21 protein-coding genes are annotated in these 22,031 nt (G+C 71.9%); 7 read left to right on the top strand and 14 right to left on the bottom strand.

What is annotated here, in order from left to right; genetic code table 11:
• Positions 1-14 precede the first annotated feature (14 nt).
• The 3 genes from AQI95_RS33225 to AQI95_RS33215 are packed head-to-tail and all read right to left on the bottom strand — an operon-like array spanning position 15 to position 3,387.
• The gene (locus AQI95_RS33225) at positions 15-776 is read right to left on the bottom strand and encodes an amino acid ABC transporter ATP-binding protein (RefSeq protein WP_067132630.1); all 762 of its coding nucleotides are present in this window, start codon (positions 774-776) and stop codon (positions 15-17) included.
• Positions 773-2,533, bottom strand: a complete 1,761-nt coding sequence (locus AQI95_RS33220) for an FAD/NAD(P)-binding protein (RefSeq protein ID WP_067132627.1) — start codon at positions 2,531-2,533, stop codon at positions 773-775. The genes AQI95_RS33225 and AQI95_RS33220 overlap by 4 nt, the downstream gene beginning before the upstream one ends.
• Positions 2,530-3,387: an amino acid ABC transporter permease gene (locus tag AQI95_RS33215; protein WP_067132624.1), complete on the bottom strand. Its 858-nt coding sequence runs from the start codon at positions 3,385-3,387 to the stop codon at positions 2,530-2,532. Before AQI95_RS33215 ends, AQI95_RS33220 begins: the two co-directional genes overlap by 4 nt.
• A gap of 451 nt (positions 3,388-3,838) precedes the next feature.
• On the opposite strand from AQI95_RS33215, the gene AQI95_RS33210 reads away from it, so the two are divergent.
• Positions 3,839-4,777, top strand: a complete 939-nt coding sequence (locus tag AQI95_RS33210) for an ABC transporter substrate-binding protein (RefSeq protein WP_208614327.1) — start codon at positions 3,839-3,841, stop codon at positions 4,775-4,777.
• A 32-nt stretch (positions 4,778-4,809) separates the two neighbouring features.
• Here the strand turns inward: AQI95_RS33210 and AQI95_RS33205 are convergent, their stop codons facing one another.
• The gene (locus tag AQI95_RS33205; protein ID WP_079071625.1) at positions 4,810-5,991 is read right to left on the bottom strand and encodes a DUF5685 family protein; all 1,182 of its coding nucleotides are present in this window, start codon (positions 5,989-5,991) and stop codon (positions 4,810-4,812) included.
• Between the two features lie 266 nt (positions 5,992-6,257).
• Here AQI95_RS33205 and AQI95_RS33200 point away from each other — a divergent pair, with 266 nt between their 5' ends.
• Complete coding sequence (locus tag AQI95_RS33200; protein WP_067132618.1) at positions 6,258-6,695, top strand: cell division protein SepF; 438 nt, start codon at positions 6,258-6,260, stop codon at positions 6,693-6,695.
• 36 nt (positions 6,696-6,731) lie between these two features.
• On the opposite strand, the gene AQI95_RS33195 is transcribed toward AQI95_RS33200, so the two are convergent.
• A complete protein-coding gene (locus AQI95_RS33195; RefSeq protein ID WP_067132607.1) occupies positions 6,732-7,925 on the bottom strand; it encodes an acyl-CoA dehydrogenase family protein in 1,194 nt (397 codons plus the stop codon).
• Positions 7,926-8,014: 89 nt separating this feature from the next.
• Positions 8,015-9,622, bottom strand: coding sequence for an MFS transporter (locus AQI95_RS33190; RefSeq protein WP_067132604.1), 1,608 nt, complete (start codon positions 9,620-9,622; stop codon positions 8,015-8,017).
• A 259-nt stretch (positions 9,623-9,881) separates the two neighbouring features.
• Between AQI95_RS33190 and AQI95_RS33185 the strand changes: the two genes are divergently transcribed.
• Together AQI95_RS33185 and AQI95_RS33180 are read left to right on the top strand one after the other, a co-directional pair.
• A complete protein-coding gene (locus AQI95_RS33185; RefSeq protein WP_067132601.1) occupies positions 9,882-11,237 on the top strand; it encodes a mannosyltransferase family protein in 1,356 nt (451 codons plus the stop codon).
• 238 nt (positions 11,238-11,475) lie between these two features.
• A complete protein-coding gene (locus AQI95_RS33180; RefSeq protein WP_067132598.1) occupies positions 11,476-12,501 on the top strand; it encodes a phosphatase PAP2 family protein in 1,026 nt (341 codons plus the stop codon).
• 119 nt (positions 12,502-12,620) lie between these two features.
• Here the strand turns inward: AQI95_RS33180 and AQI95_RS33175 are convergent, their stop codons facing one another.
• The 3 genes from AQI95_RS33175 to AQI95_RS33165 form a co-directional block, all read right to left on the bottom strand.
• Entirely contained in the window at positions 12,621-12,836 is a 216-nt protein-coding gene (locus AQI95_RS33175) for an I78 family peptidase inhibitor (protein WP_067132596.1), read from the bottom strand.
• Positions 12,837-13,140: 304 nt separating this feature from the next.
• Positions 13,141-14,166, bottom strand: coding sequence for a helix-turn-helix transcriptional regulator (locus tag AQI95_RS33170; protein ID WP_067132593.1), 1,026 nt, complete (start codon positions 14,164-14,166; stop codon positions 13,141-13,143).
• A gap of 81 nt (positions 14,167-14,247) precedes the next feature.
• The gene (locus AQI95_RS33165; protein WP_067132590.1) at positions 14,248-14,973 is read right to left on the bottom strand and encodes a transglycosylase family protein; all 726 of its coding nucleotides are present in this window, start codon (positions 14,971-14,973) and stop codon (positions 14,248-14,250) included.
• Between the two features lie 538 nt (positions 14,974-15,511).
• On the opposite strand from AQI95_RS33165, the gene AQI95_RS33160 reads away from it, so the two are divergent.
• On the top strand, positions 15,512-16,303 hold the full coding sequence (locus tag AQI95_RS33160) for a hypothetical protein (protein ID WP_067132587.1): 792 nt from the start codon (positions 15,512-15,514) through the stop codon (positions 16,301-16,303).
• A gap of 131 nt (positions 16,304-16,434) precedes the next feature.
• Complete coding sequence (locus AQI95_RS33155) at positions 16,435-16,845, top strand: hypothetical protein (protein ID WP_067132584.1); 411 nt, start codon at positions 16,435-16,437, stop codon at positions 16,843-16,845.
• 85 nt (positions 16,846-16,930) lie between these two features.
• Here AQI95_RS33155 and der read toward each other — a convergent pair whose 3' ends face one another.
• From der to aroH, 5 genes are all read right to left on the bottom strand, one after another.
• Positions 16,931-18,424, bottom strand: a complete 1,494-nt coding sequence (der, locus tag AQI95_RS33150) for a ribosome biogenesis GTPase Der (protein ID WP_067132581.1) — start codon at positions 18,422-18,424, stop codon at positions 16,931-16,933.
• A 165-nt stretch (positions 18,425-18,589) separates the two neighbouring features.
• Positions 18,590-19,297: a lysophospholipid acyltransferase family protein gene (locus tag AQI95_RS33145; RefSeq protein WP_079071621.1), complete on the bottom strand. Its 708-nt coding sequence runs from the start codon at positions 19,295-19,297 to the stop codon at positions 18,590-18,592.
• Positions 19,255-19,950 (bottom strand): (d)CMP kinase, encoded by a 696-nt coding sequence (cmk, locus tag AQI95_RS33140; RefSeq protein ID WP_067132580.1) that lies wholly within the window; start codon positions 19,948-19,950, stop codon positions 19,255-19,257. The genes AQI95_RS33145 and cmk overlap by 43 nt, the downstream gene beginning before the upstream one ends.
• Positions 19,951-20,053: 103 nt before the next feature.
• A complete protein-coding gene (locus AQI95_RS33135; protein ID WP_067132578.1) occupies positions 20,054-21,139 on the bottom strand; it encodes a prephenate dehydrogenase in 1,086 nt (361 codons plus the stop codon).
• Complete coding sequence (aroH, locus tag AQI95_RS33130) at positions 21,136-21,498, bottom strand: chorismate mutase (protein ID WP_067132575.1); 363 nt, start codon at positions 21,496-21,498, stop codon at positions 21,136-21,138. Before aroH ends, AQI95_RS33135 begins: the two co-directional genes overlap by 4 nt.
• A gap of 145 nt (positions 21,499-21,643) precedes the next feature.
• On the opposite strand from aroH, the gene AQI95_RS33125 reads away from it, so the two are divergent.
• Entirely contained in the window at positions 21,644-22,027 is a 384-nt protein-coding gene (locus AQI95_RS33125; protein ID WP_067132572.1) for a Rieske (2Fe-2S) protein, read from the top strand.
• The last annotated feature ends 4 nt before the right edge of the window (positions 22,028-22,031 follow it).

Below are 22,031 nucleotides of genomic sequence, written 5' to 3'. Positions count from 1 at the left end.
CTCCGTGCCCACGCTCACAGCACCTTCGCCAGGAACGCCCGCGTCCGCTCCTCGCGCGGAGCGCCCAGCACCTCGGCCGGCGGGCCCTGTTCGACGATCCTGCCGTCGGCCATGAACACCACCGTGTCGGCGACCTCACGGGCGAACGCGATCTCGTGCGTGACGACGATCATCGTCGTGCCCCGGGCGGCCAGGTCCCGGATGACGTCGAGGACTTCGCCGACCAGCTCGGGGTCGAGTGCCGAGGTCGGCTCGTCGAACAGCAGCAGCTTCGGCTCCAGTGCGAGGGCCCGCGCGATGGCCACCCGTTGCTGCTGCCCGCCCGACAACTGCCGTGGATAGGCCTCGGCCCTGTCGCCCAGCCCGACCCGCTCCAGCAGCCTGCGCGCGTCCGCCACCGCTTGCTTCCGGGGCCGTTTCAGCGCGGACACCGGCGCCTCGACGACGTTGTCCAGGACCGTGAGATGCGGAAAGAGACGGAAGTTCTGGAAGACGAACCCGATCCGGGTGCGCTGGCGGAGCACCTCGCGCTCGGGCAGCTCGTACAGCCTGTTCCCGACGCGCCGGTACCCCATCAGCGCACCGTCCACGCTGACCTCGCCCCGGTCCGCCTTCTCCAGATGGTTGACGGTGCGCAGCAGGGTCGACTTGCCGGAGCCGGAGGGGCCGAGCACGACGGTCACCTCTGCGGTGCGCACCCGCAGGTCGACGCCCTTGAGGACGTGCAGCGAGCCGAAGCTCTTGTGCACCGATCTGATGTCGACCATGACGCTCATCGCGCGAGTTCCTTTACGAGTGAGGTGCCGAGGAAGGCCAGTACCGCCCGGGCGGTGGCGTCGTTCTGCCGGAACGCGGCCCCGCCGGTGCGTGGCCGGGTGAAGGCGCCGGGGGTGCGGGCGTCGGTGTAGGGGCCGAGCGCGAAGAGCCGGGGATGCGGCCGTCCGCGGCCGTCGAGGATCCGGCCGTCGGCGGGGTCGGTCCGCAGCAGTCCGTCGGGGGTCTCGGCGGCGCCGTCGGCGTGCAGTTCGCGCAGCAGGCGGTCGCGGGCCCGGCCGAGGGTGGGTTCGGGCAGCCGGGCCTCGACCAGCGCACGCGCCTCGACGAAGAAGCCCGGCACGGTGGGGCTGGCGGCCCGGAACACCCCGTTCTCGGCGCTGACGGTCATGTCGGCGCCGACGAACCGGAGCAGTCCGGCCCGGGAGAGCGCGAGCATCTGCCGCAGCCTGGGGCCGGGCGGCCCGGACGCCAGGTAGCTGAAGAAGCCGTGCCACCAGGGGCCGATGTTCCCCAGCCGCACGAGCTGTCCGTAGACGGAGAGCAGCCCGAGGAAGACGCTCAGGTCCGCGCTGCGGGAGGGGTCGTGGCGGCGGCTCAGGTCGGCCTCGATGTACCCCCGCAGCTCCTCCTGGAACGCCTCGGGTGAGGTGTGGCGCACACCGTCCAGCGGGTGGTCGAGCGCGTCGAGGTCGAGGCGGTCGGCCGGGTCGGGTACGGCGGCGAGGACGAGCGCCCGCAGCTCTGCGGGGTCGCCGGCGGCGGCGTACTTCGCCTCGAAGTCGGCCCGGTCCATCGCCGTACGCTCGGGGTGGGCGGTGAACAGCCGGTGGTAGTGGGCGAAGCCCAGTTCCTTCGCCACCAGCGGCCACACGTCGCGCCGGAAGTCGACGCGGTCCGGCCGGGCCGACAGGCGCTCGATCTCGGCCGGCCCGAGGAAGCGGGGCAGCGGGGGCCGCTCGCCGGTCCAGCCGTAGCCGATCTTCGAGTGGTACGGCACTCCGCGCCGCGAGCCGACGTGGAGCACCGGTTCCCGCCCCGAGGGGTGGTAGGTGTCGCCCTCGTACCGCCCGCCGCGCCCCTCGGTGAGCAGCACCATCAGGTCGACGAAGGCCAGCCCGAAGCCCCGGACGAGCACGGGTTCACCGGGTCCGAGCGGTGACAGGTCGCTGTCGGCGGTGAAGTCGGGCGGCAGGTGCACCAGGTCGTGCTCGCGGGCGTAGGCGGCCAACGCGCGCTGCTCCGGGTCGAGTTCGGAGTCGAGATGGCCGAGGGCGAGGATGACCAGGTCGGCCAGGAGGGGGCGCGGGCGGCCCTCCAGCCACACCTGCTGGCGGCCCTCGCGCGGGCCGCTGACGCGCAGGGCGCGCTGGGGATGGTGGTGGACGGTGACCTCCGGCGGCAGGTCGGCGCGGGCCCGTTCGTACACCCAGCGCAGATAGCGGCCCTGGAGCTGCCGGTCGGCGAAGGTGCCGGCGTCCAGCGCGGCCCACTCGTGCAGGGTGGGGCCCTCACGCACCGGGCCGGCCATGGTCACGGTCTCGTCGGTGAACATGGTGACGTCCTCGGCGTGCGAGTTCATCCACAGCAGCGGCGACTGCGCCTGGCGCCAGATCCGGCCGCCGCCCGGCGGATACGGGTCGACCAGATGGATGTCGAGGCCCGAACCGGCGTACAGCTCGGGCGCGTTGGCGGCGATCCGCTCCAGCAGTCCGGTCCCCCGCGGCCCGGCTCCCACGATCACCAGCTGCGGCCTCATCGGGCGTGCTCCGTGCCGCGCGCGTAGTACTTCTCGACGAAGTGCTGGCCGAGGCCGAGCAGCGAGGTGACGGCCGCGTACCAGAGGGTCGCGACCATCAGCAGCGGGATGACCTGGTAGGTGCGGTGGTAGATCAGCTGGGCGGAGAACAGCAGGTCGTTGACGGCGATGACGCTGACGATCGAGGTGCCCTTGAGGGTGCCGATGAGCATGTTGCCGGCGGGCGGCACGATGGAGCGCATGGCCTGCGGCAGCACGATCCGCCACCAGCGCCGCGACCGGCTCAGGCCCAGCGCCTGGGCGGCCTCGATCTGCCCCCGGTCCACGGAGAGGATGCCGGCCCGGACGACCTCGGCGGCGAAGGCGGCCTCGTGCAGGGTGAGCCCGACGATCGCGACGGCGATCGGGGTGAGCAGGTCGACGGTCCGCACGCCGAACACCTGCGGGTACAGCGCCCCGATGTTGAACCACAGCAGCAGCTGCACCAGGATCGGGATGGACCGGAACAGCCACACGTAACCCCAACTGACCGCCCGCAGCACCGGGTTGGCGGAGAGCCGGAAGGCGGCCAGCAGGGTGCCGAGGGCGAAGCCGAGGACCATCACGACCGCGGTCAGCCACAGCGTGAGCCAGAGTCCGCGCAGGACGGCGTCGGAGGTGAAGTAGTCGGCGACGACGCCCCATTGGAACGCCTTGTTGCGCAGGACGGAGTCGGCGGCGAGGGCGAGCAGCGCGAGGACGGCGACGGCTGCCGCCCACTGGCCGTACCGGCGCCGCGGGACGATCCGCGGGGTGTCCGCGGGCCCGGGAGTCTGCGGTGCGGTGGGGACTTTGGCGAGGGTGTCGGATGACATGCGAAGGCTCCGTGACGCGTTGAAGTCGTCAGAACGAAGGTGGTGCCTTCACACGGGCGCGCCCTGGGGCGCGGTACGGCCGAGCCCCTCAGCAGGGCCGTCCGTCGAGAGTACGTGGGCGTTTCCCGTACCTGTCAAGGCTGTCCGGACTGTGAGCCGTGCGTCTCGGCTCGGTTGACGCGGAACCGGATGCCTGTTCCACTTGGCCCATGCATCCACAGCAGTGGCTGGTCACCCGCTCCCACATCGACTTCGGTCGCGTGTGGTCCTGTTCCTGTTGAGCTGACCCCCTGCGCGCGCCTGCCGGAAGCAGGCGTACTCGCGTTCTCCCCCGCCTGTCCGGCGCTCTTCGCCACGCCTTCACACGCGCACCCCTCCCCTCGCGCCTTGGCACCCTGATGCCACCGCTGCCTCCCACTGCTCACCGCTGCCCACAGGAGACCGCTTTCCGATGCGCCCGCGTCATTTGCTGCCGTTCGCCCTGATCACGTCGGCCACCCTGCTCCTGACCGCCTGCGGCTCGGGTTCCGGTGGTCCGGGCGCGGCGGACGCCGCCGGGGCGGCGGCCGGATCCGGCGAAGTGCCCACCACGGACGTCTTCTCGGCCGAGCGGAAGGACGAGGCGGCGGCGAAGCTGCTGCCCGCCGGCACGACACACCTCACGGTCGCGATCAGCGTCGGCGGCACCCCGCCCGGCACCACCTATCTCTCCGACGGCAGGACGCTGACCGGCCAGGACGTCGACTTCACCAAGGCGGTCGCCAAGGTGCTCGGCGTCAAGCTCACGGTGGAACAGGCGAGCTTCGAGGCGATCCTGCCCGCGCTGGACAGCGGCAAGTACGACTTCGGCGCCAGCAATTTCGGCGTCACGGACGAGCGCCGCAAGACCATCGACTTCGTCACCTACATCAACGACGGCCAGGGCTTCGCCACCCGCGGGGACAGCAAGCTCTCCAAGATCACCGACCTCGGGCAGCTGTGCGGCCTGAACGTCGCGACCGGCGCCGGCACGACCTTCGAGGCCACGCTGGAGGAGAACAGGCACGTCTGCACCGACGCGGGCAAGAAGCCGTACGAGGTGCAGGCGTACGCCGAGCCGAGCGCGATCTGGTCGTCCGTCCAGCAGGGCCGCAGCGACATCGTGATGTCCACGATCAACGGCCTGCGCTACGCCGTCGCCCACCAGCCGGGGCTGAGGTTCCTGAACGAATACCACCGCCTGGACGTGGGCTTCGCCTTCAAGAAGGGGACCGCGCTGGCCCCCGCCTTCCAGGCGGCGGTGAACAGGCTGCTGGCCGACGGCACGTACACCAGGATCCTGCGGAAGTGGGGGACGACGGGCTCGGCGATCGCCTCCTCGCGGATCTCGCCGCCCGAGGTGAAGAGCTGAGCGGCGCCGGGCGACGCCGTCTCAGCGCCCGGTCACAGCCCGCAGTCGCAGCAGGAGCAGCATTCACAGCACTCGCAGCACTGGCAGGCCTCGCAGCAGGACCAGTCGCAGTTGCAGTCGCACGTGGCGCACGCGCCCTCGCGCCTCTTCCGCGACCAGGGCCCCTCGAACTCGTCGGCGCAGCACACCTTGCAGGTGCAGCACAGGCCGAGGGCGGCCGCGCAGCCGGCCCAGAAGCCCCGCTTGTCCGGGCGCGGCGGCTGCCCGCCGAAGGGATCGCCGTACGGGTGCCCCGGAGCGCCGGGGGCGTGCGGACCCGGTGGCGGTCCGAAGGAGGCCTCGGGCGGGTGGCCGCACGACGACGTGCCGAACGCCCGGTCCACCGACCGCCCCAGCTCGTGCACGAGCAGCAGATGGACGAGCTTGCCGTCGGCGAACTCGGCCTCCCGCAGGGCGAGCCGGATGCCGTGCACGGCGTCGTCGGCGAGTCGGCGGGCCTCGGCCCGGGAAGTGCCCGTGGCCGTCAGCGGGTTCCAGGCGCCCGAGGCCGCGTCGGCGTGCTGGTCCTCCACGGCGTCCAGCAGATGCGCGAGCCGCCCGAAGAGCCGTCCGGCCTCCGCGAGAGCCGTCGCGTTGCCCGGCCGTCCGGCCAGCGTCGCGGTGTGGGCGAAGGCGGCGGCGGTCGCGGTCTCGGTCGGCTCGGTGACGGTCAGGATCGCGGTGCCGTGTCCGGCGAGGGTCTCCAGCCCGATCTGCCGCTCGACGGCATCGACAAGGACACCGGTGTCGAAGCCGACCGCGGCGCCACTGTGGGCGCCGGCCCGGCCCCAGCCCGCGGCGACCCGGCGCGCGGCGGCGGCGACGGGTCTGCGGGCCAGCAGCCCGTCCCCGTCGGCGACATGGTCGCGGACCTTCGCCGCGGCGAGCACCAGTGAGACGGCCGCGGCGAGCCGTGCGCCCTCGCCCTGGGCGACGGACGCGGTGCGCATCCCGCGCAGTGCGCACGGCCCGGCCGTACGGCGGCCGTCGGCGCTCGGTCCGATCTGAGCCTCCGTCAGGACTGAGACGAGGAGCCCGTCATAGTTCGTCACGACCCGTGCGAACTGCCCGTGATCGCGGCGCAGTGCGAGACAGAGTCCGCACAAATGCGCCATCCACGCGGTCTTGAGACTTTCACCGAGCCGATGAGAGCACGGTCTGACGATTCCGAACACGACGATCCCCCGTGGTGTGGTACGACGTTGACGTTCACCCGAACGCGCTGGGCATCACCCGTCCGCCGCCGACAATCATATTTCACTCTCAGTCAGCAGCCGTACGAGTCGGGACCCTTGGGACACAAGGACTCTCGACGGATCGGCTGTGCACCAGTACCGTCACAAACCCCCCGTGCGGCGCCTATCCGCTTGGCGCGCCGTCCGCATCATGGATGACCATAGGGATGCGGAAGCAAGAAGGACCGGTGTGAGAGGAGGCGTCCATGGGATCGGTACGCAAGGCGAGTGCGTGGCTCGGCCTCGTCGACGACAACGATGACGAGCGTTACTACGACGACGAGTACTCCGAGGGCTCCGAATCCGGGGGCGCCTGGGTCACGGACCCCCGAGTGAAGGTGGCGACGGATACCGCCGAGGAGAAGGGGCGCCGGATCGGCACGGTCACGCCCGACAGCTTCCGGGACGCGCGCGCCATCGGCGAGCTGTTCCGGGACGGCGTCCCGGTCATCATGAACCTCACGGCGATGGAGCCCTCCGACGCCAAGCGCGTGGTGGACTTCGCCGCGGGTCTCATCTTCGGTCTGCGCGGCTCGATCGACCGCGTCTCCAACCGGGTGTTCCTGCTGACGCCCGCCGACACCGAGATCATCAGCGGCGAGGGGTCCGGCCAACGCGACGACGGCTTCTTCAACCAGAGCTGAGGCAGGGCCGCTCGCCGGCCCTGCCTCCGACGGGGCTCACCGGAAGGCGTCGAACCCGGTGAGCGCCTTGCCCAGCACGAGCTGGTGCATCTCGACGGTGCCCTCGTAGGTGAGCACCGACTCGAGGTTGGTCGCGTGCCGCATCACGGGGTACTCCAGGGAGATCCCGTTGGCACCGAGGATCGTCCGCGCCGTGCGGCAGATCTCGATGGCCTCGCGGACGTTGTTGAGCTTGCCGAAGCTGACCTGCTCGGGGCGCAGCCGGCCGGCGTCCATCCGCCGCCCCAGATGGTGGGCGAGCAGGATGCCCTTGTGCAGTTCGACCGCCATGTCGGCGAGCTTGGCCTGGGTGAGCTGGAAACCACCGATGGGCCGCCCGAACTGCTCCCGTGTCCTCGCGTAGTCCAGCGCCGCCTCGAAGCTGCTGCGGGCCGCGCCCATCGCGCCCCAGACGATGCCGTACCGGGCGTGGGACAGGCAGCTGAGCGGTCCGCGCAGGCCGGTGACCTCCGGCAGGACGGCCGTCGCGGGCAGTCGTACGTCGTCCAGGACGAGTTCGCTGGTGACGGAGGCGCGCAGGGACCACTTGTGCTTGATCTCGGGCGCGGAGAAGCCGGGGCTGTCGGTGGGGACGACGAAGCCGCGGATCCCTTCCTCCGTCTGCGCCCAGACGACCGCCACCCCGGCGACCGATCCGTTGGTGATCCACATCTTGCGGCCGTTGAGCACCCAGTCCCCCCCGCCGTCGCGCTTGGCGCGGGTGCGCATGGCGGCGGGATCGGAGCCGTGGTCGGGCTCGGTCAGTCCGAAGCAGCCGATCACCTCGCCGGCCGCCATGCGCGGCAGCCACTGCTGCTTCTGCTCCTCGCTGCCGAACCGGTGGATCGCGTACATGGCGAGGGAGCCCTGCACGGAGACGAGGGACCGGATGCCCGAGTCGGCCGCCTCCAGCTCCAGGCAGGCCAGGCCGTACTGCACGGCGGTGGCGCCCGCGCAGCCGTATCCGGTCAGGGACATGCCGAGGGCACCGATGGAGCCGAGTTCACGGGCGAGGTCCCGGATGCCGGGCAGCTCCCCCTTCTCGTACCAGTCGGCGACATGCGGCAGCACACGGTCGGCGGCCCAGCTGCGGACGGTGTCCCGGACGGCCAGGTCTTCCGGTTCCAGCAGGTCGTCGATCCCGAGCGGGTCGGTGGGATCGAAGGGGGGCAACTTCGAGGACGCGGACATGGGACACCCTCCGGCACGCAAGAAAACTAGCACCGCTAGTAAGATTTTGCCGCCGACGTTACGGCGCGATGTCCCCCGCGTCCAGTACGTCAGGCCGAGACGCGGGACTCCGCCACTTCCCTCGGCGCGGGCAGCTCCACCGCCGCCACGGGCTCCGCACACTGCATGACCCGCGGCAGGCGCAGCGCCATCACCGCGCCCAGCAGCAACAGGCCCGCGCTCACCAGCAGCGTCACATGCAGCCCGTGCACGAAGGAGTCCCGCGCGGCCCGGCGCAGCGCGGCCCCGGCGGGTCCGCCGAGGCGTCCGGCCACGTCGTAGGCCTCGCCGAGCGAGTGCCCCGCCGCGTCCGAGGCCGACCGCGGGACGCCCGGCACGGAGCGCAGATTGGGGGCGTAGGCCACGTTCATCACGCTGCCGAGCAGCGCGATGCCGATGCCGGCGCCGAGCTGGTACGACGTCTCGCCGATCGCCGCCGCGCCGCCGGCCTGCTCGGCCGGGGCCTCGCTGAGCATCGACTCGTACGCCCCGAAGAGCGTGGTCTCCAGGCCGAAGCCGAGCAGTACGAAACCGGACAGCAGCAGCGGCGCGTTGTCAGCGGTGCCCATCGCGGTGAGCGTGAGGACCGCGGCGGCGGTGAGGCAGAAGCCGACGAACACCATCCGGCGCGGTCCGAAGAGGCGCAGCATCCGCGCGCCCGCCAGGCCGGCCGCCATCGCCGCGATGGTCAGGGGCAGCAGCCTCGTGCCGGTCTGCAGCGGGGAGAGCCCGAGGACGAGTTGCAGATACTGGGCGGCGATCAGCTCCAGGCCGACGAGCGCGAGCATCGCCAGCACGATGCAGCCCACCGAGGTGCTGAACGCGGGCCGGCGGAACATCCGCAGGTCGACCAGCGGATGCGGGTGGCGCCGCTGCCGCCGTACGAAAAGGAGGAGCAGGGCTGCGCCGGCCGACAGCGGCAGCACGGTGAAGGGGCTCGCCGGGCCCACCGAGCCGCCCAGTTGCTTCACCCCGAGGACGACGCCGAAGAGACCGCCGGCCGCCATCAGGGCGCCGACGACGTCCCAGGGGCCGCCCTGCCCGCCGCGGGACTCGGGCAGCAGGATCCGGCCGACCGGCAGACTGACCAGCATCAGCGGGATGTTGACGAGGAAGACCGCGCCCCACCAGAAGTGCTCCAGCAGAAAACCGCCGAGCAGCGGGCCGACGGCCGCGCCGACGGCGGCCACCGCGCTCCAGATGCCGATGGCGAGCGCCCGCTCGCGCCGGTCGGGGAAGACCTGGCGCAGGATCGACAGAGTCGCCGGCATGATCATGGCGCCGCCGACACCGAGCAGGGCGCGGGCGAGGATCAGCGTCTCGGCCGTGGGCGCGAAGGCGGCCGCGCCGGAGGCGATGCCGAACAGGCCGTAGCCGAGCAGGAGAACGCGTCTGCGGCCGATCCGGTCGCCCAGGGTGCCGAAGAGGATCAGCAGGGAGGCGCAGACCAGCGGATAGACGTCCACGATCCAGAGCAGTTCCACGGCACCGGGCTTGAGGTCCTCGGTCACGGCGGGGACCGCCACGTGCAGCACGGTCGCGTCGACGGCGACGAGCAGCAGGCTGACGCAGAGGACGACGAGGACGACCCAGCGGCTCGCACCGGCCCCGGCCGCCCGACGGCGCGGCCGAACGGCTGCCGCGGTCGTCCCGGACATGTACGTACCTCCCAGATGTGCCGCGCGTGGGGCGGGCCGACGGGGTGGGGACTCCCTGTCGTACGGCCGGAGAGGAGCGGGGTCTCCGGCCCGCGCGAACCCACGCGGGTGACTCGTCAGCGTACGCGAGTTCGCCACCGGGGCACGTGGCGGACCTCTCACACGCGGGACGGAACCCTTGTGGCGTAGGCCACACCGCTCCCTCTTGACCGCGCCCCGGGGACCGGCCCGGTTCCACCGCCGGTCGATAATCGAGTCCGTGACCGATCTTGAAACGCGCGTGACCCCCTCTCGCGCCCCACTTCTGCGCCGGGCGGCTCCGGCCCTTCTGGGCTATGCGGCGATCCGCGCCCTGGGGCTGGTCGCGCTGGCGGTGTGGAGCGCCACGCGCGGCAAGAGCGCGTACACCGTGCTGACGGCCCGCTGGGACTCGCTGTGGTACGCCCGGGTCGCCGAGCTGGGGTACGGCTACGAGGTCCGGCTGCCGAACGGCGACGTCCACTCCAATCTGGCGTTCTTCCCGCTGCTGCCGTGGCTGGAACGGCTGCTGCACGCGATCACGCCGCTGTCGTACGCGGACGCCGGTTTCGCCGTCAGCCTCCTCGCCTCCCTCGCCGCGGCCTGCGGGATCTTCGCGGTCGCCGACCGGGTGTACGGCCCCCGGGTGGGCATCTGCGCCGTCGCCCTGTGGGCCGTACTGCCGGTCGGGATCGTGCAGTCGATGGCGTACAGCGAGTCGCTGTTCACGGCACTGGCCGCCTGGTCGCTGTACGCGCTGCTGACCGGCCGGTGGATCTGCGCCGGCACGCTGGCCGCGCTGGCCGGGCTGACCCGGCCGGTGGGGGCGGCGGTGGTCGCCGCGGTGTGGGTGGCGGGCGTGCTCTCGTTCGTGCGTGACCGAAGCACGACGTGTACGCCCAGCGCACACCACGACACACACGCCCCGGCGCACACGCTCGGCGCACCGGACGACATGGATGCCTCGACTCGCGCTCCCGGCGCACCGGACGCCACGCACGCCTCGGCTCCCACCCCCGGCACACCCGGCAGCACACACGCCCCGGCCCCCACTCCCGGCGCGGGCGCCCCCCGCACACCGTTCGCCCCACCCGCCCCGGCCCTGCGCCGCGCTCTCGGCATGGTCCTCGCACCGCTCGGGGCCGCCGGATACGTGCTCTGGGTCGGACGGCGCACCGGCGAGGGACTCCTCGGGTACCTGGACGTACAGGCCGGATGGCGCAACGGCTTCGACGGCGGCTATGCGTTCGCACGCTTCGTGGCCGACAAGTTCACGTCATTTCCGTCCGCGCTCGCCGGCGTCGGCCTGATCGTCGGCGTCGCCCTGCTGCTGTGGCTGTACGTGACCGGTATCCGCCGACGCCAGCCCGTCGAACTGCTGGTGTACACGGGGGTCGTCCTCGCGCTCGCCCTGTGCGCCTCGAGCTACTTCGGTTCCAAGCCGCGGCTGCTGCTGCCCGCGTTCCCGGTGCTGCTGCCGCTCGCCTGCGCCCTCGCCCGGCTGCGCACGAGTCGATCCGTGCTGGTCACGACCGTGCTGGCGATCGCCTCGGCGATCTATGGAGCGTTCTGGCTGAACGGATCCGGTCCTCCATGATCAACATCGACGGCCCGATGACGCTCCGGAAAATTCCGCGCCAGGAGCGGGTTAACACATCTATAAGCGCTATATAAACAACGCCCGGCATGATCAAAGGAATTGAACGGATCGGCCTCACAAGATTGCGGAATCCCTGGAATTCGGACCGCCCTTGAGAGGTTTGCCACATCACATCGTCATCACAAAGCCGCTGTTTCGACAGGGTTCACAGCTCACTCGCTGTAACGTCGATTGGGTGCGTACCGAACGAAACCTCACCCGGCGTCTGGACCGGGTGTTCGCCAGACTCGACCGTGAACCGGAACGACCGGCCCACATCGACGTGCCAAGGATGAGCCGGCACCGGGTCGTTCTCTTCACCGCGACCCTGGCTTTCTACCTGGCGATCGTGTGGGCCGTGGTGATCACGTCCTGGCTGGTCCGGCTCGACTGGCAGGTCATGTTCTTCCGGCCGTACCAGCAGTGGCCGCAGATCCACGCCTTCCTCGACTACTACGTGGTGCTCGGCCAGCGCGGCCCCACCGCGGTGATGGTCGCGGCCTGGCTCGGCTGGCGCTCCTGGCGGCAGCACACACTGCGCCCGCTGCTCACCCTGGCCACCTCCCTGCTCCTGCTGAACATCACGGTCGGCGCCGCCAAACTCGGGATGGGGCGCCTCGGTCCGCACTACGCGACCGTGATCGGCTCGAACGAGATGGCTCTGGGCGGCGATATATTTCCCAGCGGCCACACCGCCAACGCGGTCGTGACCTGGGGCATCCTGGCCTATCTGGCCTCGACCCCGAGAGCGCGCCGCTGGCTGTCGGCGCTGTCCGCGATCACGGCGCTGGGCGTCGGCCTCACCACCGTCTACCTCGGTACGCACTGGCTGAGCGACGTCCTGCTGGGCTGGGCCGCGGGCGTGCTGATCCTGCTCGCCCTGCCGTGGTTCGAGCCGCTGATCGCCAAGACCGAGACCGCGCTGTTCGATCTGCGCGACCGCTGGCGCGACCGCCGTGGCCTGCCCGTGCCCGAACCGGCCGTCCCGGTGGCTCCGGTGGTGCTCCGGCCGCGCGGCGCACCGGCCGAGCAGCCGACCCCGGCCCGCGAGCCGGCCGCCTCGACCCGCGCCTCCCGAGGGATGGCGCATCTGGCCCCGGGACCGCACACGACCCGTTCGGAACGCACCCCGGTCACCCCGGCGGGCAGCCGCCGCCCGCCGCACGCCGACCGCCTCCCGCGCGGCACCGCCCAGCCGGCCCGCCCCGTGACCGGCGGCTGACGGCTCGCACGGCGCCGGGGCCCGGTACGCACAACCGCCCGCGCCACGGCGAAGGCCCCGCTTCCCTCTATCGGGAAGCGGGGCCTTCGCCGTGGGCGGGACGGACCGGCCCTCAGCCCTCAGCCCTTCCAGGCGCGAGCCACCCGACCCTCGCTCACCTCGAAGTTCAGCCGTCCCGCCCGGTACTCCATGGTGATGATCTCGCCCGGCGGAAGCGACCGCACCGTCGACCATCCTCGCTGCCGGGCGAGCCGCTCGGCGTGCGCGGCGTCGAGGCCGACGTACCCTTCCGGGCTGTCCTGGGGCTCCGCTGGCGGAGCGGGAATCGGTGCCATGCCGCCACGCTAGGCCGTGGCCCGCAGTGACGGAAGCCGGGCACGGCCGGGTAAGAGCCGTATCCGACTCCGGTCACACTTCTGTCACAGCTTCCGGGCCCCCGTTTCCCTCGAACTCCGTCACACGTACGGGGGTTTCCGTTGGGCCCACCGGGGCAATCGAGCGAAATTCAAGCTCCGCACGGCGCCCCTTCGAATTACCCGGCGGAATGGCCTGCGGCCGGCGATCCGGAAGGGCCCCGGGAAGCGGGATTCCCCGTGCAATCCGGGGCGATGCCGGGGCAGCTGACATCGCATAGGAAATTCACCGATTCCGCACACAGGGGTCGTCGCCCCCGGCCGGTGTGCGCGGACCGGGGGCCGCCGCCCGCCCCAGCGCCGCATCGAGCCGGTCCCGGAGCGTCCTGATCGCCTCGGTCAGCTCGACGGGCTCGATCACCTCGAACGGGAAGCCCAGCATCATGATGTGAACGACCATCACCTCCAGGTTCGCCGCACCGGAGCGCAGGACGCACGCGTCCGCGCCGTCGGCCTGCAGCGTCCCCGCGGACGGCGAGATCCGCTCGGCGGCCTCGTCCAGCGGCACCAGCAGCCGTACGACGGAGTGCATGGCGTACGCGTGTGTGGAGACGCCCTTCGAGACATAGGCGGCCAGATCCTCGGCGGGCGGCTCGCGCGGGGTGAAGCGGGGCCCGTGCGGCGGCCTGGGGGTGATGCGGTCGACGCGGAAGGTGCGCCAGTCGGCCCGGTCGACGTCCCAGGCGACCAGGTACCAGCGCCGCTCGGTGCACACCAGCCGGTACGGCTCGACGGTCCGACGGCTGTCCACGCCCTCGTGCGTGCGGTACTCGAACCGCAGCCGCTCGGCGTCCCGGCACAGGTGGGCGAGTTCGGTGAGCAGCGCGGGGTCGACGGCGGCGGCCGGCGGACCGCCGCGCAGCATCGGCACGGTGAAGGCGCCGAGGGCGCTCACCCGGCGGCGCAGCCGGCTCGGCAGCACCTGTTCGAGCTTGGCGAGGGCGCGTACGGAGGTCTCGCCGATGCCCTCGATGCCCTGGCCCGCGGCGGTGCGCAGCCCCACGGCCACCGCCACGGCCTCGTCGTCGTCCAGCAGCAGCGGCGGGAGTTCGGCGCCCGCGCCCAGCTGGTAGCCGCCGCCGGTGCCCGGGCTGGCGTCGACCGGGTAGCCCAGCTCGCGCAGCCGGTCCACGTCCCGGCGGACGGTGCGCGCGGTGACGCCCAGCTTCTCGGCGAGTTCGGCGCCGGACCACTCGCGGTGGGCCTGGAGCAGCGAGAGCAGACGCAGCAGACGTGCCGAGGTCTCCAACATGGGGCCGAGTCTGCCAGGGGGACGCGGACAGCCGCTGTCCTCGATGGGGACAGCGGCTGTCGCGGGCGGACCGGGCGGGGCTCAGAGCGCGAGGCGCTGGCCGGGCACGATCAGGTTCGGGTCGTCGCCGACGACCTTCTTGTTGGCGGCGTAGATCCGCTGCCAGGTGGTCCCGTGCCGGGCGGCGATGGCGCTCAGGGTGTCGCCCTCGCGGACGGTGTAGTCACCGCGGGAGTCGCTGCGGCCGGTGTGGGCCGCCGGGCGCTGCGCCGGCGTCGTCGGGGCGGAGTCCGTCCCGGCGGACCGCGTGGGCGCGGACGTCTTCGGGGCGGACGTCTTCGGGGCGGACTTCGTCGTCTCGCCGCCGTTCGAGGCCGTCGTGCCGGAGGAACCCGTGCGGTCCGCCGCGGGGGCGGCGCCGGCGGCTTCGGCGCGGGCCGAGCAGACCGGCCAGGCGCCCCAGCCCTGCGCCTGCTGAACCTTGGTGGCGACGGCGATCTGCGCGCTCCTGGAGGCCTGGTCGGCCGTCGGGGCGTAGGCGGTGCCGCCGTACGCGCGCCAGGTGCCGGCGGAGAACTGAAGCCCGCCGTAGTAGCCGTTGCCGGTGTTGATGTGCCAGTTGCCGCCGCTCTCGCACCGGGCGATGCGGTCCCACACCCCGTTGTCCGCCGCGGCTGCGTTGCCGGTGGCGGCGAGCAGCCCCAGCGGGGCGAGCAGCGCGGCTCCGGTGAGCGCGGCCGTCGTACGGCCCTTGCGGGCGCCGTCCTGACGGGCGGTGTTGCGGGTGGTATCGGCACACTCGGACATGTAATTCCCTCTCCACGAACCCGGGTTCCCCCGGGCGGAGCGCGCCTTGCCGCGGATGACCGCGGTTCCTCGCGCCCGCCCCGTCCCCTGTGCCCGGTGCCGGCGATCGTGCTGCCGGTGCCGGGCGGTGGACGAACCCGAGCGGTGCTCGTTGCACACGGCGGAGGAATGTAGGGAGAAGGAGCGTCCCGAATCAACCAACTCCCTGTCATTCCAGGCCAGTTGCCCGTTACCGCGGGTATCGGCGATTTTCAGCCACCCACTACATCCCGTGATTTCCTGATTTTTCGACCAGGCACCCATGTCATCTGTGAGCCACTTCACCCCTTCAAGTTCCTTGACTCGGCGACGAGTTGACCGAGAGTGGCGAATTCCGCACATGATGTGACCGTGTGCGCCGGTTGGTGCGAACCGGTTGCCCTCCGAGCGTGACTCCCACCACAGGACGCCCGTTGTCTTCTTCATGAGCCCGGAACCCCGGGACTCATCGGCAGGGAGCCACCCGGCCGACCCAGCACCGCATCCCGAGGGAGCCACCGTGCCGCGCATGCTCGACGTCAGTGACGCCGTACGCGCCGAGATCGGCGACGAAGAAGCCGACCGGCTGCTCGCCGGCGAGAACACCCCGGGCAGTTACGACTGCACCGCCTGCCGCACCCCGGGCGACTCCGAGCAGGAGCGCACCAGCACCGTCCTGTTCGTCGGCGAAGAGACCGCCGTGCTCGCCTTCGCCCACGCCGGCTGCCTGCCCTCGCAGGTCGTCGAGGTCACCGAGGCGCAGTTGCAGGGCGCCGTCCGGTCCATCAGCGGCGTGGCCCGCGACGCCGCGGCGGGCACGGCGCACTCGACCGCCCCCGAGCAGGCGGTGCTCGGCGTGACCAGCGGACTCGTCCTGATCGAGGGCGAGTTGCACCCCGCGCTCGTCGTCGAGCCGACCTCGCCGATCGTGCGCCCGGGTTCCACCGGCACCGGCGACGACTTCCTTCCGCTCCTCATCGAGCAGGGATTCATGCCGCTGACCGAGCTGACGTCCGTGCCGTCGGTGCTGCACGGCTGGTCGGTGCTGCTGGTCATGGGGCAGCTGCACGCGGTGCTGCAGCCCTCGGTGAGCGGCGGGCAGCCGGTGGCCTGGTGGCAGGCGCATCAGCCGCTGCAGGTGACGGACGGCTGGCGGGCCGCCGCGAACAAGCACCAGCAGGTGCTGATGTTCGCGGCGCCCGTGGGGTCGATCGGCCGGCAGCCGCGTGAGGACCTGTTGCGGGACTCTCTCGACAAGGCGGCCAAGCGGGGGAAGCTCGTCGGGGCGGCGCTTCCTCTCGCGGGTACGTGATCTCTTCACCCCGAAGAGGCGGAAGCCGCCGCGCATCGGCGCCCGCGGGCGCGTCGCGGCGTGTCGCGCGGCTCCCCGCGCCCGCGATCCCGTGACCGCATCCCTTTGGGGCCCGGGTCGTTTGGACATACGTGCACGCATACGACACTCCCCCCCGCCGGTCATCGTTCTCCCCCATCACAACCCCCATCCCGTCCGCACGGACGGGGCACGAAGGGGCCGGTGTGGCCTCACCCACGCCGATCTACGACATGCTCTACACGGAATGGGTCAAGGCCTTCCGTACGCTGCCGGGTGACCGGAGCGGGGAGGAGGGGCTGCGATTCAGCCCGTTCGGGCAGCTTCCGGACCGCACGGGCTCCTACGGCGGCCACCGGGCGGGGTCGTTCAGCAGCTCGTACAGCGCCTACAGCGCGGGAGCGTACAACGCGCGACAGCAGTCGCAGTGGCAGCGGGTCGGCACGCTGGGGCGGCACCACGAGGACACCGGTATGCACCACGTTCCGGCGGCGCTGCCCCCGGGACCGCGCCGGGGCGTGTGACAGGCGAACGGTGAAGGGCGGCCCCTGGACTCCAGGGGCCGCCCTTCACGTCGTACGGCCGCTACTTCTTCTACTGCCTCTTCTCCTACTTCTTCTTCGTGCCGCGCTTCTCGCGCACCCGCACCGAGATGTGGATCGGGGTGCCCTCGAAGCCGAACTCCTCGCGCAGCCGGCGCTCGATGAAGCGGCGGTAGCCGGCCTCGATGAAGCCGGAGGCGAAGAGGACGAACCGCGGGGGCTTGGTGCCGGCCTGCGTGCCGAACAGGATGCGCGGCTGCTTGCCGCCCCGGACCGGGTGCGGGTGGGCGGAGACCAGCTCGCCGAGGAAGGCGTTGAGACGGCCGGTGGGGACACGGGTCTCCCAGCCGGCGAGGGCGGTCTCGATCGCCGGGACCAGCTTCTCCATGTGGCGGCCGGTGGACGCCGAGACGTTCACCCGCGGGGCCCAGGTGACCTGGCCCAGCTCGGTCTCGATCTCCCGCTCCAGGTAGTAGCGGCGCTCCTCGTCGAGGGTGTCCCACTTGTTGTAGGCGATGACCATCGCACGGCCGGCGTCGACGGCCATGGTGATGATCCGCTGGTCCTGCACGGAGATGTTCTCGGAGGCGTCGATCAGGACGACGGCGACCTCGGCCTTCTCCACGGCGGCGGCCGTGCGCAGGGAGGCGTAGTAGTCGGCGCCCTGCTGGAGGTGGACGCGCTTGCGGATGCCGGCGGTGTCCACGAACTTCCAGGTCTTGCCGCCCAGTTCGATCATCTCGTCGACCGGGTCGCGGGTGGTGCCCGCCAGCTCGTTGACGACGACGCGCTCCTCGCCGGCGACCTTGTTCAGCAGGGAGGACTTGCCGACGTTCGGGCGGCCGATGAGCGCGATGCGGCGCGGGCCGCCGACGGCGGTGCCGAAGCCCTGCGCGGGCGCGTTCGGCAGGACCTCCAGGACGGCGTCCAGCATGTCGCCGGTGCCACGGCCGTGCAGCGCCGAGACCGGGTGCGGCTCGCCGAGGCCGAGGTTCCACAGGTAGGCCGCGTCGGCCTCGCCGCTCGGGCCGTCGACCTTGTTGGCGGCCAGCACGACCGGCTTGCCGGCCTTGCGCAGCAGCCGGACGACCGCCTCGTCGGTGTCGGTGGCGCCGACCTTGGCGTCCACGACGAAGACGACCGCGTCGGCCGCCTCGATCGCGTACTCGGCCTGGGCGGCCACGGAGGCGTCGATGCCGAGGACGTCCTGCTCCCAGCCGCCGGTGTCGACGACCTTGAAGCGGCGGCCGGCCCATTCGGCCTCGTAGGTGACACGGTCACGGGTGACGCCCGGCCGGTCCTCGACGACCGCCTCACGGCGGCCGATCATCCGGTTCACCAGAGTCGACTTGCCGACATTGGGGCGGCCGACGACCGCGAGCACGGGCAGCGGACCGTGGCCCGCCGCCTCGATGGCGCCCTCGACGTCCTCGACGTCGAAGCCCTCTACCGCGGCGAGCTCCATGAACTCCGCGTACTCGGCGTCGCCGAGCGCCCCGTGGTCGTACTCGTGCGCACCCTCGTGCGCACCCGAGCCGTCGGGCTGGATCTGGTCGTTCATGAAGTCCGTACCTCGTCGTTCATTCGTGGTGATCGGTGGAGGAGCCCCGCGGGGGCCGATCCACTACTCGAAGTGTCGCCCGGGCCTGTCCTGCGGATCAGGTCGGAGGAATTCAACGGTATCCGACCGGGCCCCGCGTCTCCGGCATGATCCGCTGGGCGGGCGCTAGAGCCCGGTCAGGCGTCTGGCGCTTTCCAAGTGGCTGGTGAGCTGCTTCTGGATGCGCTCGGTCGCCTCGTCGAGCGCCCGGCGCGTACGACGCCCGGTTCCGTCACCCGCGTCGAAGGGGTCGCCGAAGACGACGTCGATCCGGGAGCGCAGCGGGGGCAGCGCCTTGACCAGCCGTCCCCGCTTCGCGGAGCTTCCCAGGACGGCGATGGGCACGATCGGCGCACCGCTGCGCACCGCGAAGTAGGCGAGTCCGGCGCGCAGCGAGGCGAAGTCGCCCTCGCCGCGGGTGCCCTCCGGGAAGATGCCCAGCACTCCCCCGGCCTCCAGCACGCCGAGCGCCCGGGTGATCGCCGTGCGGTCGGCGCCGGTGCGGTCCACCTTCACCTGGCCGATGCCGGTCAGGAAGGGGTCGAGGGGGCCGATGAAGGCTTCCTTCTTGATCAGGAAGTGTGTCGGCCGGGGTGCCACGCCCATGACCATCGGGCCGTCGACGTTGTGGGAGTGGTTCACCGCGAAGATCACCGGGCCGGTCGCGGGCACCTTCCAGGCGCCCAGCACGCGCGGCTTGAACAGCCCGTACATCAGGCCGACGCCGATGCGCCGCCCGACCTCGGCACCCCGCCCCGAAGGGAGCTTCTGCGCAGCAGCTGACGGAAGGCTCACTGCCCGGCCCGCTTCTCCTCGACCAGGGTGACGACGCACTCGATGACCTGGGCGAGAGTCAGTTCGGTGGTGTCCACCTCGACCGCGTCGTCGGCCTTGGCGAGGGGCGAGGTCTTGCGGGAGGAGTCGGCCGCGTCCCGCTTGATCAGCGCCTCGCGGGTGGCGTGGACGTCGGCGCCCTTCAGCTCGCCGCTGCGGCGGGCCGCGCGGGCCTCCGGGGAGGCGGTGAGGAAGATCTTCAGGTCGGCGTCCGGCAGGACGGTGGTGCCGATGTCGCGGCCCTCGACCACGATGCCGTACTCCGCGCCGGCGGCGATCGAGCGCTGCAGCTCGGTGATCAGGGAGCGCACCTCGGGCACCGCGCTGACCGCGCTGACCTTCGAGGTGACCTCCTGGGTACGGATCGGGCCGGCCACGTCGGTGCCGTCGACCGTGATGGTCGGGTGCGCCGGGTCGGTGCCGGAGACGATCTCCGCCTTGCCGGCGACGGCCGCGACGGCGCTCGGGTCCTCCAGGTCGATGCCGTTGGTCACCATCCACCAGGTGATCGCCCGGTACTGGGCGCCGGTGTCCAGGTAGCTCAAGCCGAGCTGTGCGGCGACGGCCTTCGACGTGCTCGACTTGCCCGTGCCGGAGGGGCCGTCGATCGCGACGATCACGGGCTGGGCGGTCGGGGCGGCGCCGTTTTCCACGGAGGGACACCTTCCTGGTGCGGTGTGGGCGGGTACGGGGAGCGAGAGCGCCCTGCACAAGGTTACTGGGTGCGGGTCACTCGTCCGGACGCCCGTGGGTGCTCTACTGCCGCAGCGCCCAGCCCCGCTCCCGCAGCGCCTCCTTCAGGGCGGCCGCGGCCTTCGGCTCGACCATGAGCTGGACCAGGCCGGCCTGCTGCCCCGTCGCGTGCTCGATGCGCACGTCCTCGATGTTGACCCCGGCCCGTCCCGCGTCGGCGAAGATGCGGGCCAGCTGGCCGGGCTGGTCGTCGATGAGGACCACGACGGTCTCGTACCGGCGCGGCGCGCTGCCGTGCTTGCCCGGTACCCGCACCTGGCCCGCGTTCCCGCGGCGCAGCACGTCCTCGACGCCCGCGGTGCCCGCCCGGCGCTCGACCTCGTCCACGGACTGCAGGGCGCGCAGCGCCCCGACGGTCTCGCCCAGGTCGGCGGCGACGTCGGCGAGCAGGTCGGCGACCGGGCCCGGGTTCGCGGACAGGATGTCGATCCACATGCGCGGATCGGAGGCGGCGATCCGGGTCACGTCCCGGATGCCCTGCCCGCACAGCCGTACGGCGGCCTCCTCGGCGTGCTCCAGGCGCGCGGCGACCAGGCTGGAGACCAGGTGGGGCATGTGGGAGACGAGGGCGACGGCGCGGTCGTGGGCGTCGGCGTCCATGACGACCGGTACGGCCCGGCAGTGCGAGACCAGCTCCAGGGCGAGGTTCAGCACCTCGGTGTCGGTGTCCCGGGTCGGGGTGAGCACCCAGGGGCGGCCCTCGAAGAGGTCGGCGGTCGCGGCCAGCGGGCCGGACTTCTCCCGGCCGGACATGGGGTGGGTGCCGATGTACGCCGACAGGTCCAGGCCGAGCGCCTCCAGCTCGCGGCGCGGGCCGCCCTTGACGCTGGCCACGTCGACATAGCCGCGGGCCACGCCCTTGCGCATGGCGTCGGCGAGCACGCCTGCCACGTGTGCGGGCGGGGCGGCCACGATCACGAGGTCGACGGGGCCCTCGGGGCTCTCGTCGGTGCCGGCGCCCAGCGCGGCGGCCGTACGGGCCTGCCCGGGGTCGTGGTCGGCGAGATGGACGGTGACGCCGCGCTGGGCGAGGGCCAGGGCGGCGGAGGTCCCGATGAGGCCGGTTCCGATGACGAGTGCGGTTCTCACTGGGCGATGTCCTTGCGCAGGGCGGCCGCGGTGCCGAGGTAGACGTGGTTGATCTCGGAGCGGCGCTTGTCCGTCTCGATGTGCGCGAGGATCCGGACGACCCGGGGCATGGCGCCCTCGATGTCCAGTTCCTGCGCGCAGATCAGCGGCACGTCGACGATGCCGAGCTTGCGGGCGGCGGCGGCCGGGAAGTCGCTGTGCAGATCGGGCGTGGCCGTGAACCAGATGCTGATCAGGTCCTCGGCGCTCAGCCCGTTCCGCTCCAGGACGGCCGCGAGCAGGGCTGCGACCTGCTCGTCCATGTGCCTGGCCTCGTCCCGCTCCAGTTGGACGGCCCCCCGGACCGCTCGTACCGCCACGGCGCTGCTCCCTGCTGACATGCGGATCTGTTCTTGGTCCGTCCAGCGTAGTCAGCCCGCGCGCGCGAGGTGCGGGGCGCCCGATCGCTGAGACGATGCGGGGAGTCCGTTATCCACCTGTTTCGACATTTGTGCGGAGGCTGGCATGACCGAGGGCGCGACCCGGCGCACGGTTCTGGCGACAGGCGCGGCGGCGCTCGTCGCACCCGTCGCGGCATGCGGCGGCGGCAGCAGTGGCACCGGCGAGGATCTGGGCAGCACCAGTGACGTCCCGGAGGGCGGCGGCAAGGTCTTCAAGGAGCAGAAGGTCGTCGTCACCCAGCCGAAGAAGGACGACTTCAAGGCCTTCTCGGCGATCTGCACGCACGAGGGCTGCACGGTGAACGTCGTCGCGAACGGCACGATCGACTGCCCGTGCCACGGCAGCAAGTTCCACATCGCCGACGGCTCGGTGGCCCACGGCCCCGCGACCAGACCGCTTCCCACGAAGTCGATCAAGGTGGAGAAGAATTCGATCCGTCTGACGTGACAGG

Source organism: Streptomyces yokosukanensis (genome assembly GCF_001514035.1).
In the GTDB taxonomy this organism is placed as follows: domain Bacteria; phylum Actinomycetota; class Actinomycetes; order Streptomycetales; family Streptomycetaceae; genus Streptomyces; species Streptomyces yokosukanensis.
The sequence above is the reverse complement of the archived record's forward strand: the minus strand, read 5'-3'. Positions and strand labels throughout refer to the sequence as shown.

What these genes read in the sequence shown, in the direction of transcription:
- der (WP_067132581.1), bottom strand. Translation starts at nt 18,424, where the DNA reads ATGAACGACCAGATCCAGCCCGACGGCTCGGGTGCGCACGAGGGTGCG.
- AQI95_RS33200 (WP_067132618.1), top strand. Translation starts at nt 6,258, where the DNA reads ATGGGATCGGTACGCAAGGCGAGTGCGTGGCTCGGCCTCGTCGACGAC.
- AQI95_RS33225 (WP_067132630.1), bottom strand. Translation starts at nt 776, where the DNA reads ATGAGCGTCATGGTCGACATCAGATCGGTGCACAAGAGCTTCGGCTCG.
- AQI95_RS33195 (WP_067132607.1), bottom strand. Translation starts at nt 7,925, where the DNA reads ATGTCCGCGTCCTCGAAGTTGCCCCCCTTCGATCCCACCGACCCGCTC.
- AQI95_RS33190 (WP_067132604.1), bottom strand. Translation starts at nt 9,622, where the DNA reads ATGTCCGGGACGACCGCGGCAGCCGTTCGGCCGCGCCGTCGGGCGGCC.
- AQI95_RS33165 (WP_067132590.1), bottom strand. Translation starts at nt 14,973, where the DNA reads ATGTCCGAGTGTGCCGATACCACCCGCAACACCGCCCGTCAGGACGGC.
- AQI95_RS33215 (WP_067132624.1), bottom strand. Translation starts at nt 3,387, where the DNA reads ATGTCATCCGACACCCTCGCCAAAGTCCCCACCGCACCGCAGACTCCC.
- AQI95_RS33125 (WP_067132572.1), top strand. Translation starts at nt 21,644, where the DNA reads ATGACCGAGGGCGCGACCCGGCGCACGGTTCTGGCGACAGGCGCGGCG.
- AQI95_RS33175 (WP_067132596.1), bottom strand. Translation starts at nt 12,836, where the DNA reads ATGGCACCGATTCCCGCTCCGCCAGCGGAGCCCCAGGACAGCCCGGAA.
- AQI95_RS33170 (WP_067132593.1), bottom strand. Translation starts at nt 14,166, where the DNA reads ATGTTGGAGACCTCGGCACGTCTGCTGCGTCTGCTCTCGCTGCTCCAG.
- AQI95_RS33210 (WP_208614327.1), top strand. Translation starts at nt 3,839, where the DNA reads ATGCGCCCGCGTCATTTGCTGCCGTTCGCCCTGATCACGTCGGCCACC.
- AQI95_RS33220 (WP_067132627.1), bottom strand. Translation starts at nt 2,533, where the DNA reads ATGAGGCCGCAGCTGGTGATCGTGGGAGCCGGGCCGCGGGGGACCGGA.